The sequence below is a fragment of the Acetobacter oryzifermentans genome, assembly GCF_001628715.1.
Classification (GTDB): domain Bacteria; phylum Pseudomonadota; class Alphaproteobacteria; order Acetobacterales; family Acetobacteraceae; genus Acetobacter; species Acetobacter oryzifermentans.
On the sequence record NZ_CP011120.1, the window covers coordinates 700,768 to 716,644 of the forward strand.

General features: G+C 54.4%; 14 protein-coding genes. 5 read left to right on the top strand and 9 right to left on the bottom strand.

Translation table 11 applies throughout. The features are described 5' to 3' along the window. Positions 1–14: 14 nt before the first annotated feature. The 4 genes from WG31_RS03455 to WG31_RS03470 all read right to left on the bottom strand — a co-directional run bounded on the left by WG31_RS03455 (position 15) and on the right by WG31_RS03470 (position 5,082). The gene (locus WG31_RS03455) at positions 15–1,742 is read right to left on the bottom strand and encodes a Hint domain-containing protein (protein WP_063354861.1); all 1,728 of its coding nucleotides are present in this window, start codon (positions 1,740–1,742) and stop codon (positions 15–17) included. A gap of 457 nt (positions 1,743–2,199) precedes the next feature. Continuing rightward, on the bottom strand, positions 2,200–3,117 hold the full coding sequence (ppk2, locus tag WG31_RS03460) for a polyphosphate kinase 2 (RefSeq protein WP_063353661.1): 918 nt from the start codon (positions 3,115–3,117) through the stop codon (positions 2,200–2,202). A gap of 56 nt (positions 3,118–3,173) precedes the next feature. Beyond that, the gene (locus WG31_RS03465; protein WP_063353662.1) at positions 3,174–4,787 is read right to left on the bottom strand and encodes an inorganic phosphate transporter; all 1,614 of its coding nucleotides are present in this window, start codon (positions 4,785–4,787) and stop codon (positions 3,174–3,176) included. Between the two features lie 70 nt (positions 4,788–4,857). Further along, a complete protein-coding gene (locus WG31_RS03470) occupies positions 4,858–5,082 on the bottom strand; it encodes a hypothetical protein (RefSeq protein WP_170315329.1) in 225 nt (74 codons plus the stop codon). A gap of 262 nt (positions 5,083–5,344) precedes the next feature. Here WG31_RS03470 and WG31_RS03475 point away from each other — a divergent pair, with 262 nt between their 5' ends. The 5 genes from WG31_RS03475 (at position 5,345) to WG31_RS15775 (ending at position 9,538) form a co-directional block, all read left to right on the top strand. Beyond that, on the top strand, positions 5,345–6,316 hold the full coding sequence (locus WG31_RS03475; RefSeq protein ID WP_063353663.1) for a thiamine pyrophosphate-dependent dehydrogenase E1 component subunit alpha: 972 nt from the start codon (positions 5,345–5,347) through the stop codon (positions 6,314–6,316). Between the two features lie 47 nt (positions 6,317–6,363). After that, positions 6,364–7,392 carry an alpha-ketoacid dehydrogenase subunit beta gene (locus tag WG31_RS03480; protein ID WP_063353664.1) on the top strand — a complete coding sequence of 343 codons (1,029 nt, stop codon included), beginning with the start codon at positions 6,364–6,366 and terminating at the stop codon, positions 7,390–7,392. Between the two features lie 3 nt (positions 7,393–7,395). Then, the gene (locus WG31_RS03485) at positions 7,396–8,562 is read left to right on the top strand and encodes an acetoin dehydrogenase dihydrolipoyllysine-residue acetyltransferase subunit (RefSeq protein WP_063353665.1); all 1,167 of its coding nucleotides are present in this window, start codon (positions 7,396–7,398) and stop codon (positions 8,560–8,562) included. A gap of 203 nt (positions 8,563–8,765) precedes the next feature. Beyond that, a complete protein-coding gene (locus WG31_RS03490) occupies positions 8,766–9,320 on the top strand; it encodes an Hsp20/alpha crystallin family protein (RefSeq protein ID WP_170315330.1) in 555 nt (184 codons plus the stop codon). Positions 9,321–9,361: 41 nt separating this feature from the next. Beyond that, the gene (locus WG31_RS15775) at positions 9,362–9,538 is read left to right on the top strand and encodes a hypothetical protein (RefSeq protein WP_162870722.1); all 177 of its coding nucleotides are present in this window, start codon (positions 9,362–9,364) and stop codon (positions 9,536–9,538) included. A 254-nt stretch (positions 9,539–9,792) separates the two neighbouring features. Here the strand turns inward: WG31_RS15775 and WG31_RS03495 are convergent, their stop codons facing one another. The 5 genes from WG31_RS03495 to WG31_RS03515 all read right to left on the bottom strand — a co-directional run bounded on the left by WG31_RS03495 (position 9,793) and on the right by WG31_RS03515 (position 15,854). After that, positions 9,793–11,076, bottom strand: a complete 1,284-nt coding sequence (locus WG31_RS03495; RefSeq protein WP_063353666.1) for an NAD(P)/FAD-dependent oxidoreductase — start codon at positions 11,074–11,076, stop codon at positions 9,793–9,795. 134 nt (positions 11,077–11,210) lie between these two features. Continuing rightward, entirely contained in the window at positions 11,211–12,266 is a 1,056-nt protein-coding gene (locus WG31_RS03500; protein WP_063353667.1) for a WD40 repeat domain-containing protein, read from the bottom strand. Next, the gene (locus WG31_RS03505) at positions 12,263–13,267 is read right to left on the bottom strand and encodes a CobW family GTP-binding protein (protein ID WP_063353668.1); all 1,005 of its coding nucleotides are present in this window, start codon (positions 13,265–13,267) and stop codon (positions 12,263–12,265) included. Before WG31_RS03505 ends, WG31_RS03500 begins: the two co-directional genes overlap by 4 nt. Before the next feature lie 87 nt (positions 13,268–13,354). Next, on the bottom strand, positions 13,355–14,764 hold the full coding sequence (locus WG31_RS03510; RefSeq protein ID WP_050793164.1) for a chloride channel protein: 1,410 nt from the start codon (positions 14,762–14,764) through the stop codon (positions 13,355–13,357). A 124-nt stretch (positions 14,765–14,888) separates the two neighbouring features. Next, the gene (locus WG31_RS03515) at positions 14,889–15,854 is read right to left on the bottom strand and encodes a cation diffusion facilitator family transporter (protein WP_063353669.1); all 966 of its coding nucleotides are present in this window, start codon (positions 15,852–15,854) and stop codon (positions 14,889–14,891) included. Between the last annotated feature and the right edge of the window lie 23 nt (positions 15,855–15,877).

A 15,877-nucleotide genomic window follows, 5' to 3' on the forward strand; every position in this document is an offset into this window, starting at 1 on the left:
CGTACAGATTAACATCAGGCAGAGCGTGTGTGTGTTTCTGCCTTTTGGTGGTTTTCCACAACATAGGGGCCACCTGCCTGTACGGTAATGGACAGCATGCCAATTTTGCCATCGGTAAGGTATCCATCCAGAGGCAGCAGGGCATCTCCATCTGTCCATGCGCAGCCTGCGGCTTCCGCAGCGTACCAACCTGCGGGTTTTTCTGCCTGAAGGTGCACGTTAATATTATGCACATCTTCGGCGCACAGAAGGTGTATGTTTGCAATGGCAACGCCCAGATAGCGGCGGTCATTCACAAACGGGCCAATAATATCTACCGGGCGGCTGGCGCGAGAAACAATGCGTACGGATTGTGTGTTAGGTGGCAGCATAAAGCTGTACTGGCACGTGGTGTGGCGCGCAGGGTGCACAATAGCTCCGGACTGCGTAACAAGGTGCAGGTTGGGGTTGGTGGTTGTTTCAACATTTCTTGCAGATACATGGCATCCGGCAATGCTGTTTGTACGATAGGAGAGCGCGTGAAACAGAGGCTCCACAAAAGTACGATCTATGCATAAAGGCGCTGCGGCATCGTGCTCCCAGCTTTTGGTGGGCGCGCGCCCCAGCATAACAACGCTACCATTCTGCTGGAAGGATGCGCGGTTGCCCGTATCCAGATAGCTTTCCGTCAGCACACCATTTGCCATGATGATGGTGTGTTCTGCGGTTTCAATGTGGTAATATTCGTAAGATACAATGGATGTATCATAGAAAATGGAACTGCCATTCACCAGCATACGTGCTGGCACAAACTTGCCATGAAAGAACAGGCAATGTTCTGGTGTGATCAGCAGATCTGTGCTGGGTACATGCTCAGCCAACGCATTGGCAACAATGCGGATGGGGTAGCCTGCCTCATCCTGCGTAAGGGCGGTGTTTGCCTTTGCCGGGGCATGACCAGCCCATGTGACGCGGCTAACTTTTCTTGCACCATCTGAATAGACAAAAACAGCATCGCCAATCTGGATATCTTCAATGGCGCGTGGGCCTTGTGGTGTTTCAATCAGGGCGCCTGCAAGAAAGCAGTCGATAGTTGCGGTATCACCATCATAGCCGATTTTATCGGGGGATTCTCCATCTACAAAGGTAAGGGAATCTACCAGAACATCATCTGCATTTGCGGCGTTAACAACTTTGTAGGTGTTACTGCCCAAAGGAACCCATTTAATATGGATGCCCGCGCTACCATCGGAAGATTGGCGGCTGCCAAAAGTGATGGCGTCGTAACTGGAAAAGTTAATAACGGAGGGAACAGTGTTTTGCGCCCCCGAAAGATTAAGATAATTGGTGTTGCCATTGTTGGGTGTTGGCCAGAAAGACGCAACAGACGTAAAACTGCCTGAAGGCTGCACGGTAGAGTTATCAATCAGAACGGTGCCGCCCGTCATATCTCCATAGCTTATCACATACAGAGAGTTGACCCGAAGCGTGCCACTGTAATCATCCATGCTGATATTGTTATCAACAGTAAAGCCAACGCGTTGCGAGGAATCTCCGGTGTAATTGTTCAACGCAATATTTGTATCACCTGTAATGGTCAGGCTGGAGATTTCAACCGCAGATGGAATGTTGATTGTCTGGTTTTGCGTGGCATTTGTGTCGATGACAACATCCGAATCTGAACCTGGGACGCCGTTAGACCAGTTAGCTGCGTTGTTCCAGTTGCTATCACCTGCGGTGCCTGTCCATGTATCGGTTGTCATAAGTTGCCCTAAAAAGTTATATAATTCGCAACATATAAACTCACGATAAGATTCTGCAAGCATTTTTAAATATATAAAGGGGCAGTAATACATAATGTTTTTAGAAAAATTTATTGTGGTAATTATTTTATTTTATAAATGTAAATATAAAATTATCTATTTTATAGATATAGTATAATTAAGTTAACATTTTGAGGTTTATTGATAATATTTTAACAAATAAATGAGATTAAATTATATTTTATAAGTATTTATTTCAAATAAGTTTACGTGTATTTAAAGTTGTTTTTATTTATTTGTGTGTTCGGGTTAACTTTTCTGGAATGCCAAAGAAAAGCCACATTTTTTAATGGGGAATGATTTTTTTATTTTATAAAAGGAAAAAACTTTTGGCAATTGTCAGTTCATGACTGTGATAAAAGGCATGAACTGACAATGCTTTACCGAAAACAGAGGGTTAGTAAATTTCGGGCACAATCATGGTGTCTGGCGTGGGCTGGCGTTCGTAATCTGCATGATACACGCGCGGTGGCAAAACCACTTCGGGGCGTGGCACAGGCTTGTACGGCACTAATGAGAGCAGGTGGTTAATGCAGTTTAGCCGCGCACGCTTTTTATCTACGGCCTGCACAACCCACCACGGAGCTTCCTCGATGCTGGATTTTTCCAGCATGGTTTCCTTGGCCTTGGTGTAGGCTTCCCACCGGCGGCGGCTTTCAAGATCCATCGGGCTGAGCTTCCACTGCTTCAACCGGTCTTCCATGCGGGCGCGGAAGCGGGCTTCCTGCTCATCATCGGTGATGGAGAACCAGTATTTCACCAGCTTAATGCCGCTGCGCACCAGCATGCGCTCAAATTCCGGCACAGAGCGGAAGAATTCTTCATATTCTTCATCGGTGCAAAAGCCCATTACGTGTTCCACACCGGCGCGGTTATACCAGCTACGGTCAAACAGCACGATTTCCCCCGCAGCAGGCAGGTGCGCCACATAACGCTGGAAATACCACTGGGTTTTTTCACGGTCTGTTGGGGCGGGCAGGGCGGCTACGCGGCAGATGCGGGGGTTAAGCCGCTGGGTAATGCGCTTGATAACGCCACCTTTGCCTGCGGCATCTCGCCCTTCAAACAGCACCACAATGCGCTGGCCCGTGGCCTGCACCCAATCCTGCAACTTTACCAGTTCTGTTTGCAGGCGCACCAGTTCCCGAAAATATTCACGGCGGAAGGCGTTTTCAGATTCGGAAATGGTTCCGTCCAGATCGTCTTCCTGCAATTCCAGTTCTATTTCTTCGTCCAGGTCATCAATAATTTCCTGGCGCATCCGCTCACGTTCATGTTCTGCAGCGCGAAGTGTTTCTGTTGCCTGATCTGTCATATCCAAGGCCCTCAAGCAAAAAGCGGGGCACTTTGGGGTGCCCCGCTTATGTTGTGTTAGAAGATGTGGCGGAAGATGAAGTAAAGCACGCCGCTAATCAGCATGGCGGCGGGCAGGGTTGTTACCCATGCCATGGCCATGGCGCGCAGTGTGGCCCATTGCAGGCCGCCGCCCCCGGCAACCATGGTGCCAGCCACGCCGCTGGAAAGAATATGCGTGGTGGAAACCGGCAGGCCATAGCGTTCTGCCAGGCCAATGGTGCCCATGGCCACCAGTTCTGCCGCAGCACCCTGCGCGTAGGTGAGGTGGGTTTTGCCAATTTTTTCACCAACGGTCACAACAATGCGCTTCCAGCCCACCATGGTGCCAAGGCCCAGAGCCAGCGCCACGGCAATTTTAACCCATGTGGGAATAAAGCGTGTGCCAGCGTTAAGCTGCCCCATAAACTTGCTTAGCTCTGCGGTTTCATCCCCCGTAAAGCCAGAAACCTTGCCCATGTTGCGCACGGCTTCCGCCACCAGATACATATCTGTGCGCACGTTTGGCACGGCTGCTGCCGGAATAGCCTGGAGGGAGTGATAGCTGCCAACAGATTGCGCAATGTCATCAGACAGCACGCCAAGGGCGGAATAGATTTCCGGGCGGGCGATTGTTTTGGTGCGCAGCGCATCGGTAACCTGTGCGCGGGCTTCTTCTGCACTTGGCAGGCTAGGGGCGGGGGAGCCGTGCACTTCAAACACATGCGCGGCCTGCTGTGCGGTTTGCACAAAGGCGGGCATCATGTCATCGGGCATGGCGCGGTTAAGCGCATACGCCGTAGGGGCCGCACCAATAAGAATAAGCATGATAAGGCCCATGCCCTTCTGCCCATCGTTACTGCCGTGAAAGAAGGAAACACCCGTGCAGGTGCCTACCAGCAAGCCACGGATCCACAGTGGCGGCGGGGCATCACCCTCTGGGGCGCGATACAGGGCTGCGTTGCGGATAACCAGACGCATCAGGATTAACATGCCCGCAGCCAGCACAAAGCCGCAAATGGGGGAAAACAGCAGGGCAGAAAAAACCTTGCGCACCTGAGACCAGTCCACCCCATACAGGGCGCTACCGGCAGGAGACATAAGCTGGTTTGCAAAGCCAACACCAAGGATAGACCCCACCAAAGCGTGGGAGGAACTGTTGGGAATACCAAAGGCCCATGTGGCCAGGTTCCAGATAATGGCGGAAAGCAGCAAGGCAAAAATCATGGCATGGCCAGCGCCGCTGCCAACTTGCAAGATAAGCTCTACCGGCAGAAGCGTAACAACGCTGTACGCCACCGCCCCGGATGAAACCAGAACGCCCGCAAGGTTCCACATGCCAGACCACACAACCGCCACCAACGGGGGCAGGCTGTTGGTGTAGATGACGGTGGCCACGGCGTTTGCCGTATCGTGAAAGCCGTTTACAAATTCAAACCCCAGCGCAATCAGCAGCGCCAAGGCCAATAAAGCAAAGGCCCCAATGGCCATGCCGTTTTCACCAGCAGACCGCAGGTCTGCCAGAACACTATACCCTACAAAAACAAGAGCAGCCGTCACCACACCCATAAAGAACATGCGGAAGGCCTGGTTGGTGCCTCCCTTCATGTTTGGGCGTGGTGCGGCAGCCGGACTCAGCAACGTGCCGGACATGGATTTTTCCTGACTGTCAATTTCACTCTATGGGGGAAAAGCAGATATTTTCCCGTCCTGCTGTCAGGTTTCAGACGGCGTGGGCCGGCTTACCGGCCGCATGGGCCGCTGAAGCAGGGCGTGCGCCAGCACACACCTTGCGGCGTGCGGTATGCGGCAGGGCTGCATACGGGTGCGGGGTGCCGTTACGTTCCCATACATAGAGCAAAGTGGTGCGCCAGCGCTCACGCACGGCTTCGCGCCACTTTGGCTTATGTGCATCGGGCTGCATTGCAGTAACTGGTTCAGCACACATTGTCTGCTTCTCCTCCAAACAGGATGAGCAGTCCTTTAGCCCCTTGCTGGCCTATTGTGCGTGACGCTTTCATGACAAACGTTGAGAACCGCTCGCAAAAGAGTAAGGCTAACGCTCTGAAAACATGTTATTATATTGAAATAATAATATCACATATGCGTTAAAAACATATATATACCTTCTATAGGCCGGAACGCCGCCTTTCCTCCCTACGTTGGCACTCGTGTAACGCTGTGCAGATGTAGGAAAGGTCAGGCAGAACATGTCGGTTCAGATTTCAAGAGAAGCCCTGCTGCGTGCGTATCGGAGCATGCGTACCATTCGCGTTTTTGAAGAACGCCTGCACGTGGAATTTGCCACAGGGGAAATTCCCGGATTTGTGCACCTTTATTGCGGCGAGGAAGCCTCTGCCGTGGGGGTGTGCGCTAACCTGACAGATAATGATACCATTGCCAGCACGCACCGTGGCCACGGGCACTGCATTGCCAAAGGCGTGGAAGTAGGCGGCATGATGGCCGAAATTTATGGCCGCCATACCGGTGTGTGCCGCGGTAAGGGAGGGTCCATGCATATTGCGGATCTTTCTAAAGGCATGCTGGGGGCCAATGGCATTGTGGGTGGCGGGCCACCGCTTATTTGTGGGGCTGCTCTTTCTCATAAAACGCTTAAGGATAACGGTGTGGCCGTGGCGTTTTTTGGTGATGGCGCTTCTAACGAGGGCACCACGCTGGAAAGCATGAACCTTGCCTCTGTTTGGCATCTGCCCGCTGTGTTTGTGGTGGAAGACAACGGATATGGAGAGGCCACAGGGGCATCTTACGCCTGCGCAGGCACGCAAAAGGATAGGGCCGCCGGGTTTGGCCTGCCGTATTTCTCCTGCGAAGGAGATGATTTTTTTGCAGTGTATGAAACAGCCCGCAACGCCATAGATCACGCACGCTCTGGCGAGGGGCCGGTGATGCTGCATGTGCATCTCAGCCGCTGGTATGGGCACTTTGAAGGCGATGCCATGACCTATCGCAAGGCCGGGGAAGTGGCCGAGCAAAAGAAAGATCATGATTGCCTCAAAAAGTTTCGCGCCCGCGCGGTGGCGGAAAATCTGCTGCCCGAAGGCGATATGGATGAAATAGACGCCGCCGTGGCGGATGAGGTGGAAAGCGCGGTTGTCACCGCCAAGCAGGCGCCGTGGCCGCAGGACAAAGACCTGATGGCCGATGTGTATGCGCGGTACTAACCCTTCCACCAGTTTTTCAGCCACACAGGCAAACGGGAACCAGAACAATGGGTAAAAAGAGTTTCAGACAGGCCATTAACGAAGCCCTGCGGCAGGAAATGCGGCGTGACCCACGGGTGATCCTGATGGGCGAGGATATTGCCGGGGGCCGTGGCGGCACCGCTGGCATTACAGATGCCTGGGGCGGCGTGCTGGGCGTAACCAAAGGGCTGTGGGAAGAATTTGGAGATGACCGCGTGCTGGACACGCCTATTTCCGAAGCTTCCTACATTGGTGCCGCCGCAGGTGCGGCCGCTACCGGCCTGCGCCCCGTGGCCGAGCTGATGTTTGTAGATTTTGTGGGCTGTTGTCTGGATCAGATCATGAATCAGGCGGCCAAGTTCCGCTACATGTTTGGCGGCAAGGCCACCACGCCGCTGGTTATCCGGGCCATGTATGGTGGCGGGTTTAGTGCGGCGGCCCAGCACAGCCAGGCGCTTTACCCGCTGTTTACGCATATTCCGGGGCTTAAGGTTGTTATCCCGTCATCACCCTACGAGGCCAAGGGCCTGCTGATAGAAGCTATCCGGGATGATGACCCCGTGATCTTCCTTGAAAACAAAGTGATGTATGATGATGAGGAAGACGTGCCGGATGAGGCCTATACCATCCCGTTTGGTGAAGCGAATGTGACGCGTGAAGGAGAAGATGTCACCATTGTTGCCATGGGCCGTATGGTTGGCATGGCCAACGCCGCAGCAGATGATCTGGAAAAGCAGGGCATTGGCTGCACAGTGATAGACCCGCGCACCACATCCCCGCTGGATGAAGAAACCATTTTAGAATCTGTATCCGAAACAGGCCGCCTTGTGGTGGTGGATGAAGCCAGCCCACGCTGCAACATGGCGTGCGATATTTCTGCCCTTGTGGCGGAAAAAGCGTTTTTCAGCCTTAAAGCGCCTATCCGCCGTGTGGTGCCACCCCATACGCCAGTGCCGTTTTCCACCCCGCTGGAAAAGCTGTACATGCCGGATGCAAACAAAATTGCCGCCGCTGTGCGCTCCATTACCTCCAGCCAGAAGCAGAAGGTTGCATAAGCCATGACAGACACCATTACAGCACTGACAATGCCCAAGTTTGGCTTGGCCATGACAGAAGGCAAGCTGGCATCATGGACAGTATCTGTTGGCCAAAGCGTGCAGCAGGGTGATGAGCTGGCGGATATTGAAACCACCAAAATTACCAGCAGTTATGAAAGCCCCGCCGCAGGCGTGCTACGCAAACAGGTGGCAGAAGCGGGGGAAACCCTGCCCGTGGGCGCACTGATTGGCGTTCTGGCAGATGCTGAAACACCAGATGTGGATATTGAAGCCTTTATCAAAAACTTTCATGCAGACAACCCGCAGGATGCCGCGGCAACGCAGGATGCCACCGCAGGTGAACCCAAGCAGATCACGGTGGGCGAGCACACGTTGAATGTGCGTGATGTTGGCACGCAGCAGGGTACGCCCATTGTGCTGGTGCATGGTTTTGGTGGAGATATCAGCAACTGGCTGCTCACGCAGGATGCTTTGGCGGCAGATAGGCGCGTAATAGCATTTGATCTGCCGGGGCACGGGGCTTCCTCTAAAAACGTGGGCACAGGCACGCTGGCGTTTCTGGCCGGTGTGGTGAGTGACCTGCTGCAAACGCTCAAGATAGAAAAAGCCCATGTGGTGGGCCATTCTTTGGGGGGCGGCATAGCGTTGACCTTGCTGCGAGACCACCCAGAGCAGGTTGCCAGCCTAAACCTGCTGGCCCCCGCCGGGCTGGGCAAGAATGTGAATGCAGATTTCATTAGCGCTTTTGTGGATAGTGAAAGCAGCCGGGATATGAAGGCTGTTTTGCAAATGCTGGTGTATAACAAAGCACTTGTTGGCCGCAAAATGGTGGATGCCGTGCTGCGTGCCCGCAGGCTGGATGGCGCGCGGGATGCCCTGCACGTTATTGCCAAGGCGTGCTTCCCTAACGGGCATCAGGCGGATGATCTGCGCTCCGTGCTGGCCGGAGCCGAAACACCTACCCAGATTTTCTGGGGCAAGGAAGATGAAATTCTTTCTGCCTCCAATGCCTCTGGCCTGCCGGATATCATACCGGTGACAGTGTTTGAAGAAACAGGCCATCTGCCGCAGCTTGAGCGTGCAACAGATATGAACAAAGCCATTGCCGTGTTTGTAAAAGACCCCGAAGCCGCGCTGAGCATGGCCCGGATGGACGCCACAGCCTAATACCCCAAGCTTTCCCCAACATGCCCTGTAATGCAGATGCCTTTTATACATAAAGTGTAGAGGGCATCTGCATATTGTTTGTTAAAAACGCTGCATTGTTCTTTAGATATGGGAAGACATGTTATGACATGCACGCATTTCCGGCACGCTGAATCCGGGTGCATGAAATTGATCTGGATCAAGGGAGAGGCGATCAGAAAGCGGTGATACTCCTAAGCGTGATCACAAGGGCGCCGCGTGCCGGGCCCTTGTGCCAGAACAAGGAGGATAAAATGACCAGTTACGTGAATACAGGCCGCTCCCCAGTTGTGCGTGTTCCTGTTGGCACGGTACGGGTGGCAGATCCGTTTTCTGTTCTGCAGCGGCAAATGAGCCGTTTGTTTGAAGATTTTAAAACACCAGAAGGGGCAGCCGCCGCTACAAGCCGCTTGGGCGCAACCGATATTACAGAAAACGCTAGCGCCTACGTGGTTGCCACGGAAGTGCCGGGTTGTTCTGAAAATGATATCAAGCTGGGCACAGCCAACGGGCTGCTGACCATTAGCGGCGAAAAGAAAAAGCCCGAACTGGCAGAAGGCACAAAGCACCACGTTGCGGGCCGCCAGTTTGCTGCTTTTGAAGATTCCTTTGCTATTCCCGAAGATGTGGATGTGGATAAAATTTCTGCCAGTATTAAAAACGGTGTGCTGACAGTAACCATGCCCAAAAAAGCAGAAGCCAAACCGGCAGAACGCCAGATTGCCATTAAGGCAGGCTGAAAACAGCGGAACCTTAAAACCCCGCTAGGAAAGATAGATTTATGAGCACGAAAAACAAAACAGTACAGATCGGCAGCACCAAATACGAAATGCTGGGCGTTATCAATGATGGTGACAGCAAGGTGCGGCTGAAGGACAGCGCAGGCAAGGTGGAGGAAATGACAAGTGATTCCTTCATTACCCAGTTGAACGAAGGCAAGGCCAAGTATCTGGACTAATTAAGAAGCCGGATAAAAAGGTGTTGCTGTTGGCAGGGTGTATAAAGGCCCGCATTGTGGGGTTTACCCAACACACAAAGCGGGCGCTTTAAAAATACAGGGGCAGGCAGGATGCGGTGAACCTGCCTGGTCTGGCCCTTATACGGGTGGGCCGCCCCTGTGTGGCAGGTTTGCGTTATCAGGTTCCCGCACTGGCTGATGTTTTCAACAGGCCGGTGCGGGAATGCTTTTTTATAAACGGTGTAAAGTGTGGCTTAGTCCATCCGCACGGGTGGGCGCACAAAGCCATCCAGCCAATCCGTAAAGCAGGCAATCATGCCGCGGAATGGCCCATACAGTTCAAACTGATGTTGCCGATACAGCGCCATATGGCCCAAACGCGCGCTAAGGCCGTGCATAAAGCCGCCGCCAAAGGTTTTGCCATCTGCAAATGCGCCCCAGCCGTTGTAATCCCCCAAGGCCACAATGGCTCCACGGTTTCTGAACTTAAAGGCAGGCACGGGCTTTTTGTTAAAGATAAAGCCCGGCAGATAGCGTGCCAGATGGTGTGCTTGCTGGCGGGCCACCTGTGCGGTGGGGGCCAACGGGCTATCGCTAATAAAGGCGCAATCCCCCACAGCAAAAATGCTGTCATCCAGCGTGGTCTGCAAATTGGGGCGCACCAAAAACTGGCCGCCACGCCCACATTCCAAACCATCCATTTGGCGGGTAACATCGGGGGCTTTTACGCCCGCCGCCCAAACGCGAAACTGTGCATCTACACGGGTGCCATCTTTAAGCATAAAGCCGTGTTCATCCGCACCGCTTACCATTGTGCTGGTAAGCACCTTGATCTTAAGCGCTTCAAGCTGCTTTTGCGCGGCGGCAGATACATTTTTGGGGAAGGCAGGCAAAATCCGCGGCCCGGCTTCTAACAATGTTACGCGCATTTCCGGCGTAACAGGCGTGAAGTTGTACAAAGAGCCAATATCCAGCGCCTTGTGCAGTTCAGCCGCAAGCTGTACGCCTGTAGCGCCTCCGCCAACAATGGCAATATCTAGCGGAGATCCTCGGCCATAGGCCTGAATAACCGCATGGCGGAAGCGCTCGTTAAAGTTATTGGCTTCTACAATGTTGTCTAGGAAGATGCAGTTTTCCACCACGCCCGGTGTGCCAAAATCATTCGCACGGCTGCCAATGGCAAAAATCAGCACATCGTAATCCAGATACCGCTCATCCAGCAGCACCTCGTGGTCTTCTTCTTCCAGCGGGGCCAGCTTCAGGCGCTTGGCGGCGCGGTCTATCCCGGCAATTTCACCATAGCAAAAGCGGAACCCATGCGCCGCAGCGTGAGAGATAAAGGTGATGCGGTCATTCTCGTTTCTGGCTGTGCCCGCAGCAAAGCAGTGTAACATGGGCTTCCACACATGGCTGAAGCCCTTGTCCACCAACGTAATATCTAACTTGCCGGAGCGCCCAAGGCTATTGCCCAGCCGCGTTGCAATAGCCATGCCTGCAACACCGCCGCCAACAATAACCACCCTAAACCGATCACTCATCCCACAATATCCCCCTTGCTCCGCACCATGCGGTGCGGAGGAGTGCCGTGCAATCCACTACTTGTTGATCTCACGCACCCGTTTATTGTGTTCTACCGTGGTACGCGCCGTTTTGATGCCCAAAGCGGGCGTAATTAGGAAGCGGCTAAATCCACCACACCAATTACACCTTCTTCGGTGCCAAAACCCAGCGTGCAGCCATCTGGGCTATAGGCCAGCGCCGTAATGGCCCCCGCCTTGCCCAGTGATACGGGCAAAACCCGCTGGGTAGATGGTTCCATCATTACAACGGTACCATCTGCAAAGCCAGCGGCCACAACCTCTTGCTCTGGGTGAAAGGCTACGCGGGTGCACAGCGCACCGCCTGCGCCCGGCAGTTCCATGGGTGGTTTGCCCATAGGGCCACCCCCAAAAAACGGCCACATCACAACGATGTCAGCACCGCTGGTGGCCAGCCATTTGCCGTTTTTGGAAAAGGAGAGCGAGCGCACCTTGGTAGGGTAGCCGCTCATGCGCATGTTGTGGCCATCTGCCAGCCGCCAACCGTGCAGGTCATTATCCTGCATGGCGGTTACAACGGCATCACCCGCCGGGTGCATGGCAATATCAAGGTGGCTGCCTTTCCATTCCAACTGGCGGGGCTTGCCATCTTTGGATTGGGTGAACCACACAGAAACACCATTGTAGTGAGAAACCGCAATGCGCTTGCCTTTGGGGTCAAACACAATGCCGCCCACGGTGGTGGGGTGTTCCAGCGTGCGGGTTACGGTGCGGCCCGTGGCATCGCGCAGTTCTACATTTTTGCCCGCAGCGGCGGCAATTACGGCAGATTTGGCATCTACATAGGTGGTAATATGTTCCACCCAGCGGCGGCCTTTGCCCAGTTCCTCAATCTCGCCAGATGGATCAAGGCGGCACAGGCGGCCATCATCACCCCCCGTTAAAAAGCAATCGGGCAGCGTATCGGCAGAAAGGCAAAGGGCAGGGCCATCATGCACGGCATAGGTGTTCCATGCCTCTGGCGTAAGCTGGTCTTCACGGTGTACCACCACCACATCACCTTCACCCGTGGTAAAGGCAAAGCGGCTGTTATCCCGCGTGGCGGCGCAGGCGGTAATTTCACCTTCCACCTGTAGGTGGGCGCCGCGTTTTTCAATAAGGCCGCGTAGGCTTTGTGTCTCGGTGCTCATGCGGCAATGCAGCTTTCAAGCCCGCGGCGCAGTTGGGGCCGGTTGAGGTTGCGGCCAATAAACACAAGGCGGCTTTCACGCGGTTCATCTTTCTTCCACGGGCCGATGTTGTCTCCATCCGCCATCATGTGCACGGCCTGAAAAGCAAAACGATCATGCTGGCCTGCAAAATCCAGAATGCCCTTGGTGCGCAGGATATCTCCGCCTTTTTCCTGCAACAATGCGCTTACCCATGCCTGAAAGCGCCCGGCATCTAAGGGCTGCTTGACGGTAAGGGAAACGCTGGTGATATCCCCTTCATGGTGGTGTTCTGGCGTGTGTTCCAGAAAATCCGGGGCGTTTTCCAAAATGCGTTCCAGATCAAACCCGCCGCGGTCCATTACGTCTGTAAGCTTTACGTTGCCTTTTTTGGCGGGGTAGATGGGCGCTGCGGCATTGATCTTGCGTATGGCGTCTTCCACCGTTTTTAGCTCGGCGGCATCTACAAGGTCTGTCTTGTTCAGGATAATTACATCTGCAAAGGCAACCTGCTCGTGCGCTTCGGGGCTTTCCTTTAGCGTGGTCAGGAAGTTACTGGCGTCCACCACGGTTACCACGGCGTCCAGCTTGGTTTTTGCACGCACATCTTCATCGGCAAAAAAGGTTTGGGCCACGGGGGCAGGGTCTGCCAAGCCGGTGGTTTCTACAATAATGCCATCAAATTTGCCGCGCCGTTTCATCAGCCCGTTTAAAATACGGATCAGGTCTCCGCGCACGGTGCAACAGATGCAGCCATTGTTCATTTCGAACACTTCTTCATCTGCATCCACAACCAGATCGTTATCCACGCCCAGTTCGCCAAATTCGTTAATCACCACGGCGTATTTGCGGCCGTGCTCGGCAGTTAGGATGTGGTTGAGCAGCGTGGTTTTGCCCGCGCCCAAAAAGCCGGTCAGCACGGTTACCGGTATGCGGCTATCGGGCGCGGCGGCGCTTGCAGGCGCTGAAGATGCATCGGACATCGGGAATGAACCTTTCCAGTACAAACAACTGTTGCAACATATAGGGTGCAATAGCGCTCTAGGCCAGAACCTAAGCCAACTGGCGGATCAGCCCTGCTTTGAGGGGGAAGACTGCCCGCGAGAGGCCTGGCGTGCTGTATCTGTGGCTGTAACAACAGATGCGCTGTTTTGTTTGGGGGCGGTGGTGCGCACAAAACGCACGGCCAGCGCACCATACAAGGCATGGCTGCACAGGGTGCGGGAAACGCCAAAGGCCAGAAAGGCGCTGGCCAGCAGGGCAAGGGTGATCTGCTGGTTATCGCACATTTCCATGACAATAACCGTGGCGGTAAGCGGAGATTGCGTAACCGCTGCAAAATAGGCCACGGTGCCCAGCAGCACCACGGCCCCCGGTGCGGTGTGGGGCAAAAACTGCGCCACCCAGCCACCCATGCCTGCACCCACAGAAAGCGAGGGCGCAAACAGCCCACCGGGAATGCCCGAACAGTAAGATACAATGGTGGCCAGCAGTTTCAGCACAAAAAATGAGGCCGAATACTGGTCTGACCCCATAATGATGTCACGCGCCTGCACATAGCCTGTGCCGTATGTCATGCCGCCAGAAATCAGGCCTATAAGGGCCAGCAACACCCCGCACAGGGCTGCAAACGCAACCGGATGGCGCGTAATAAACGCCCCAAAAGCCCCCGGAATACCACGAGATATGCGCACAAGCAGGGCAGAAAACCCACCCCCGCACAGCCCGCCAATAATGCCGCACGCCAGAACGGCCAGCCAGCTTGTACCCACCGGCACGGAGGAATAGGTGTGCCCAAAATACGTGTAGTTGCCCACAAGTGCGATAGCTGTCACGCCGGAAATCACCACGCATGTCAGCATGGTGCCACTGGTGCGTTGCTCGAAGGAGTGGGCCAGTTCCTCAATGCCAAACACAATGCCAGCCAGCGGAGTGTTAAAGGCGGCGGCCACACCTGCGGCCCCTCCGGCTTTAATAAGCGCACGCTGGCGGGTAATATCTGTAATGCCCATATAATGGCCCACCGTATGCATGATGGAAGCCCCCACCTGCACGGTTGGCCCTTCTCGGCCAATGGATGCGCCAGAAAGCAGCCCAAGGCATGTTAGCAGAATTTTGGCAAAGGCAATGCGCAGCGCTAGCACCTTATCTACAATGGCATTGTTATTAAGGTGCATGCACGCAATGGCCTGCGGAATACCGCTGCCCTGTGCGCCCCTAAACCATGTGCGCGTTAGCCATGTAGAAAGTGCCAGCCCGCCGGGGGTTACCAGCAACATCAGCAACGGGCTTATTTTTAAAATATGGTCTCGCACATGGGCGGCGGCATCGGCCAGTGCGGCAAAGCCTACGGCCACCACGCCCACCATAATGGCGCCAGACCAGTAAATAAATTTTCTGCGCCAGTTTACGGTGCCCGCTTTGGCGTGTTCTCGCAAATGACGAAGGGATTCAGTCGTGGGGAACACGCTGGCAGACATGGGCGGCATCCGTAAAGGCATAAAGGGTAGGAAAAAGGATGCAACCGAGTGTAGCATTTCATACACAACATGAAAGAGGCGATAGTTCTTTAGTGCCGAATATTTATGGCACGCGCCGCTTTTATTATGCGCTGGCCCCATTATCGGGCCGTGCAGCGGGTGTGGGGTAGGTTTCTGCCGGGCCTTTCCAGAACACAATGCCCTCGTGCTTGGCGTGCGTATCTGGCTCTACATGAATATGCACCAGCGTGCTGCCCATGCTGGCGCGCAGGGCAGCTTCTATGCGGTCACAGATATCATGCGCGGTGTTAACGCTCATGGTGCCGGGCACCACCAAATGGAACTCTAAAAACGTAACAGCCCCCACAATGCGGGTGCGGATATCGTGCGCCTCAATCGCCCCTTTGCCGTTGGCGGCAATAATGGTGCGAATTTCTTCCATTGTTTCGGGTTCGGGGGCTTCATCCATCAGCCCGGAAACAGATTCGCGCATGACTTCCCAGCCTACGCGCAGCACATTTATGGCCAAAAGCCCTGCCAGAATAGCATCCAGCCGCACCCAGCCGGTAAGCGGAATAAGGGTAACACCCACCACAAGGGCAACGCCTGTCCATACATCGGAAAGCACATGCTGCCCGCCTGCCACAAGGGCGGGAGAGCGGCGCTTTTGCCCCACTCGCAGCATAATAAGCCCCCATGCCAGATTAACCACGGTGGCAAGGGCGTTCAGCCCCAACCCCAGCCAGGGGGCCTTGGGTGGGTTGGGGTGCAACCAGCCATGCACCGCTTCATCCCCAATAACAAAAGCTGTTACAACCACCAGCGCGCCTTCTGCCACGGCAGAAAGATATTCCGCCTTGTGGTGGCCGTAGGGGTGGTTGGTATCTGCTGGCATTTCAGCCACGCTTAGCGCCCATAGCCCTCCGGCGGCGGCTACCACGTTAATAATGGTTTCAAGCGCATCGGCATACAAGGCAATGCTGCCACTGGTGGCATAGGCGGCGTATTTGAGCCCCAGTGCGACAAAGCTAACACCAAGGCTAACAACAGCAATGCCACGATTGCTGGAGGGCAGGGGAAGTTCTGGCACGTAAACAACAATTCTGGCTGGCG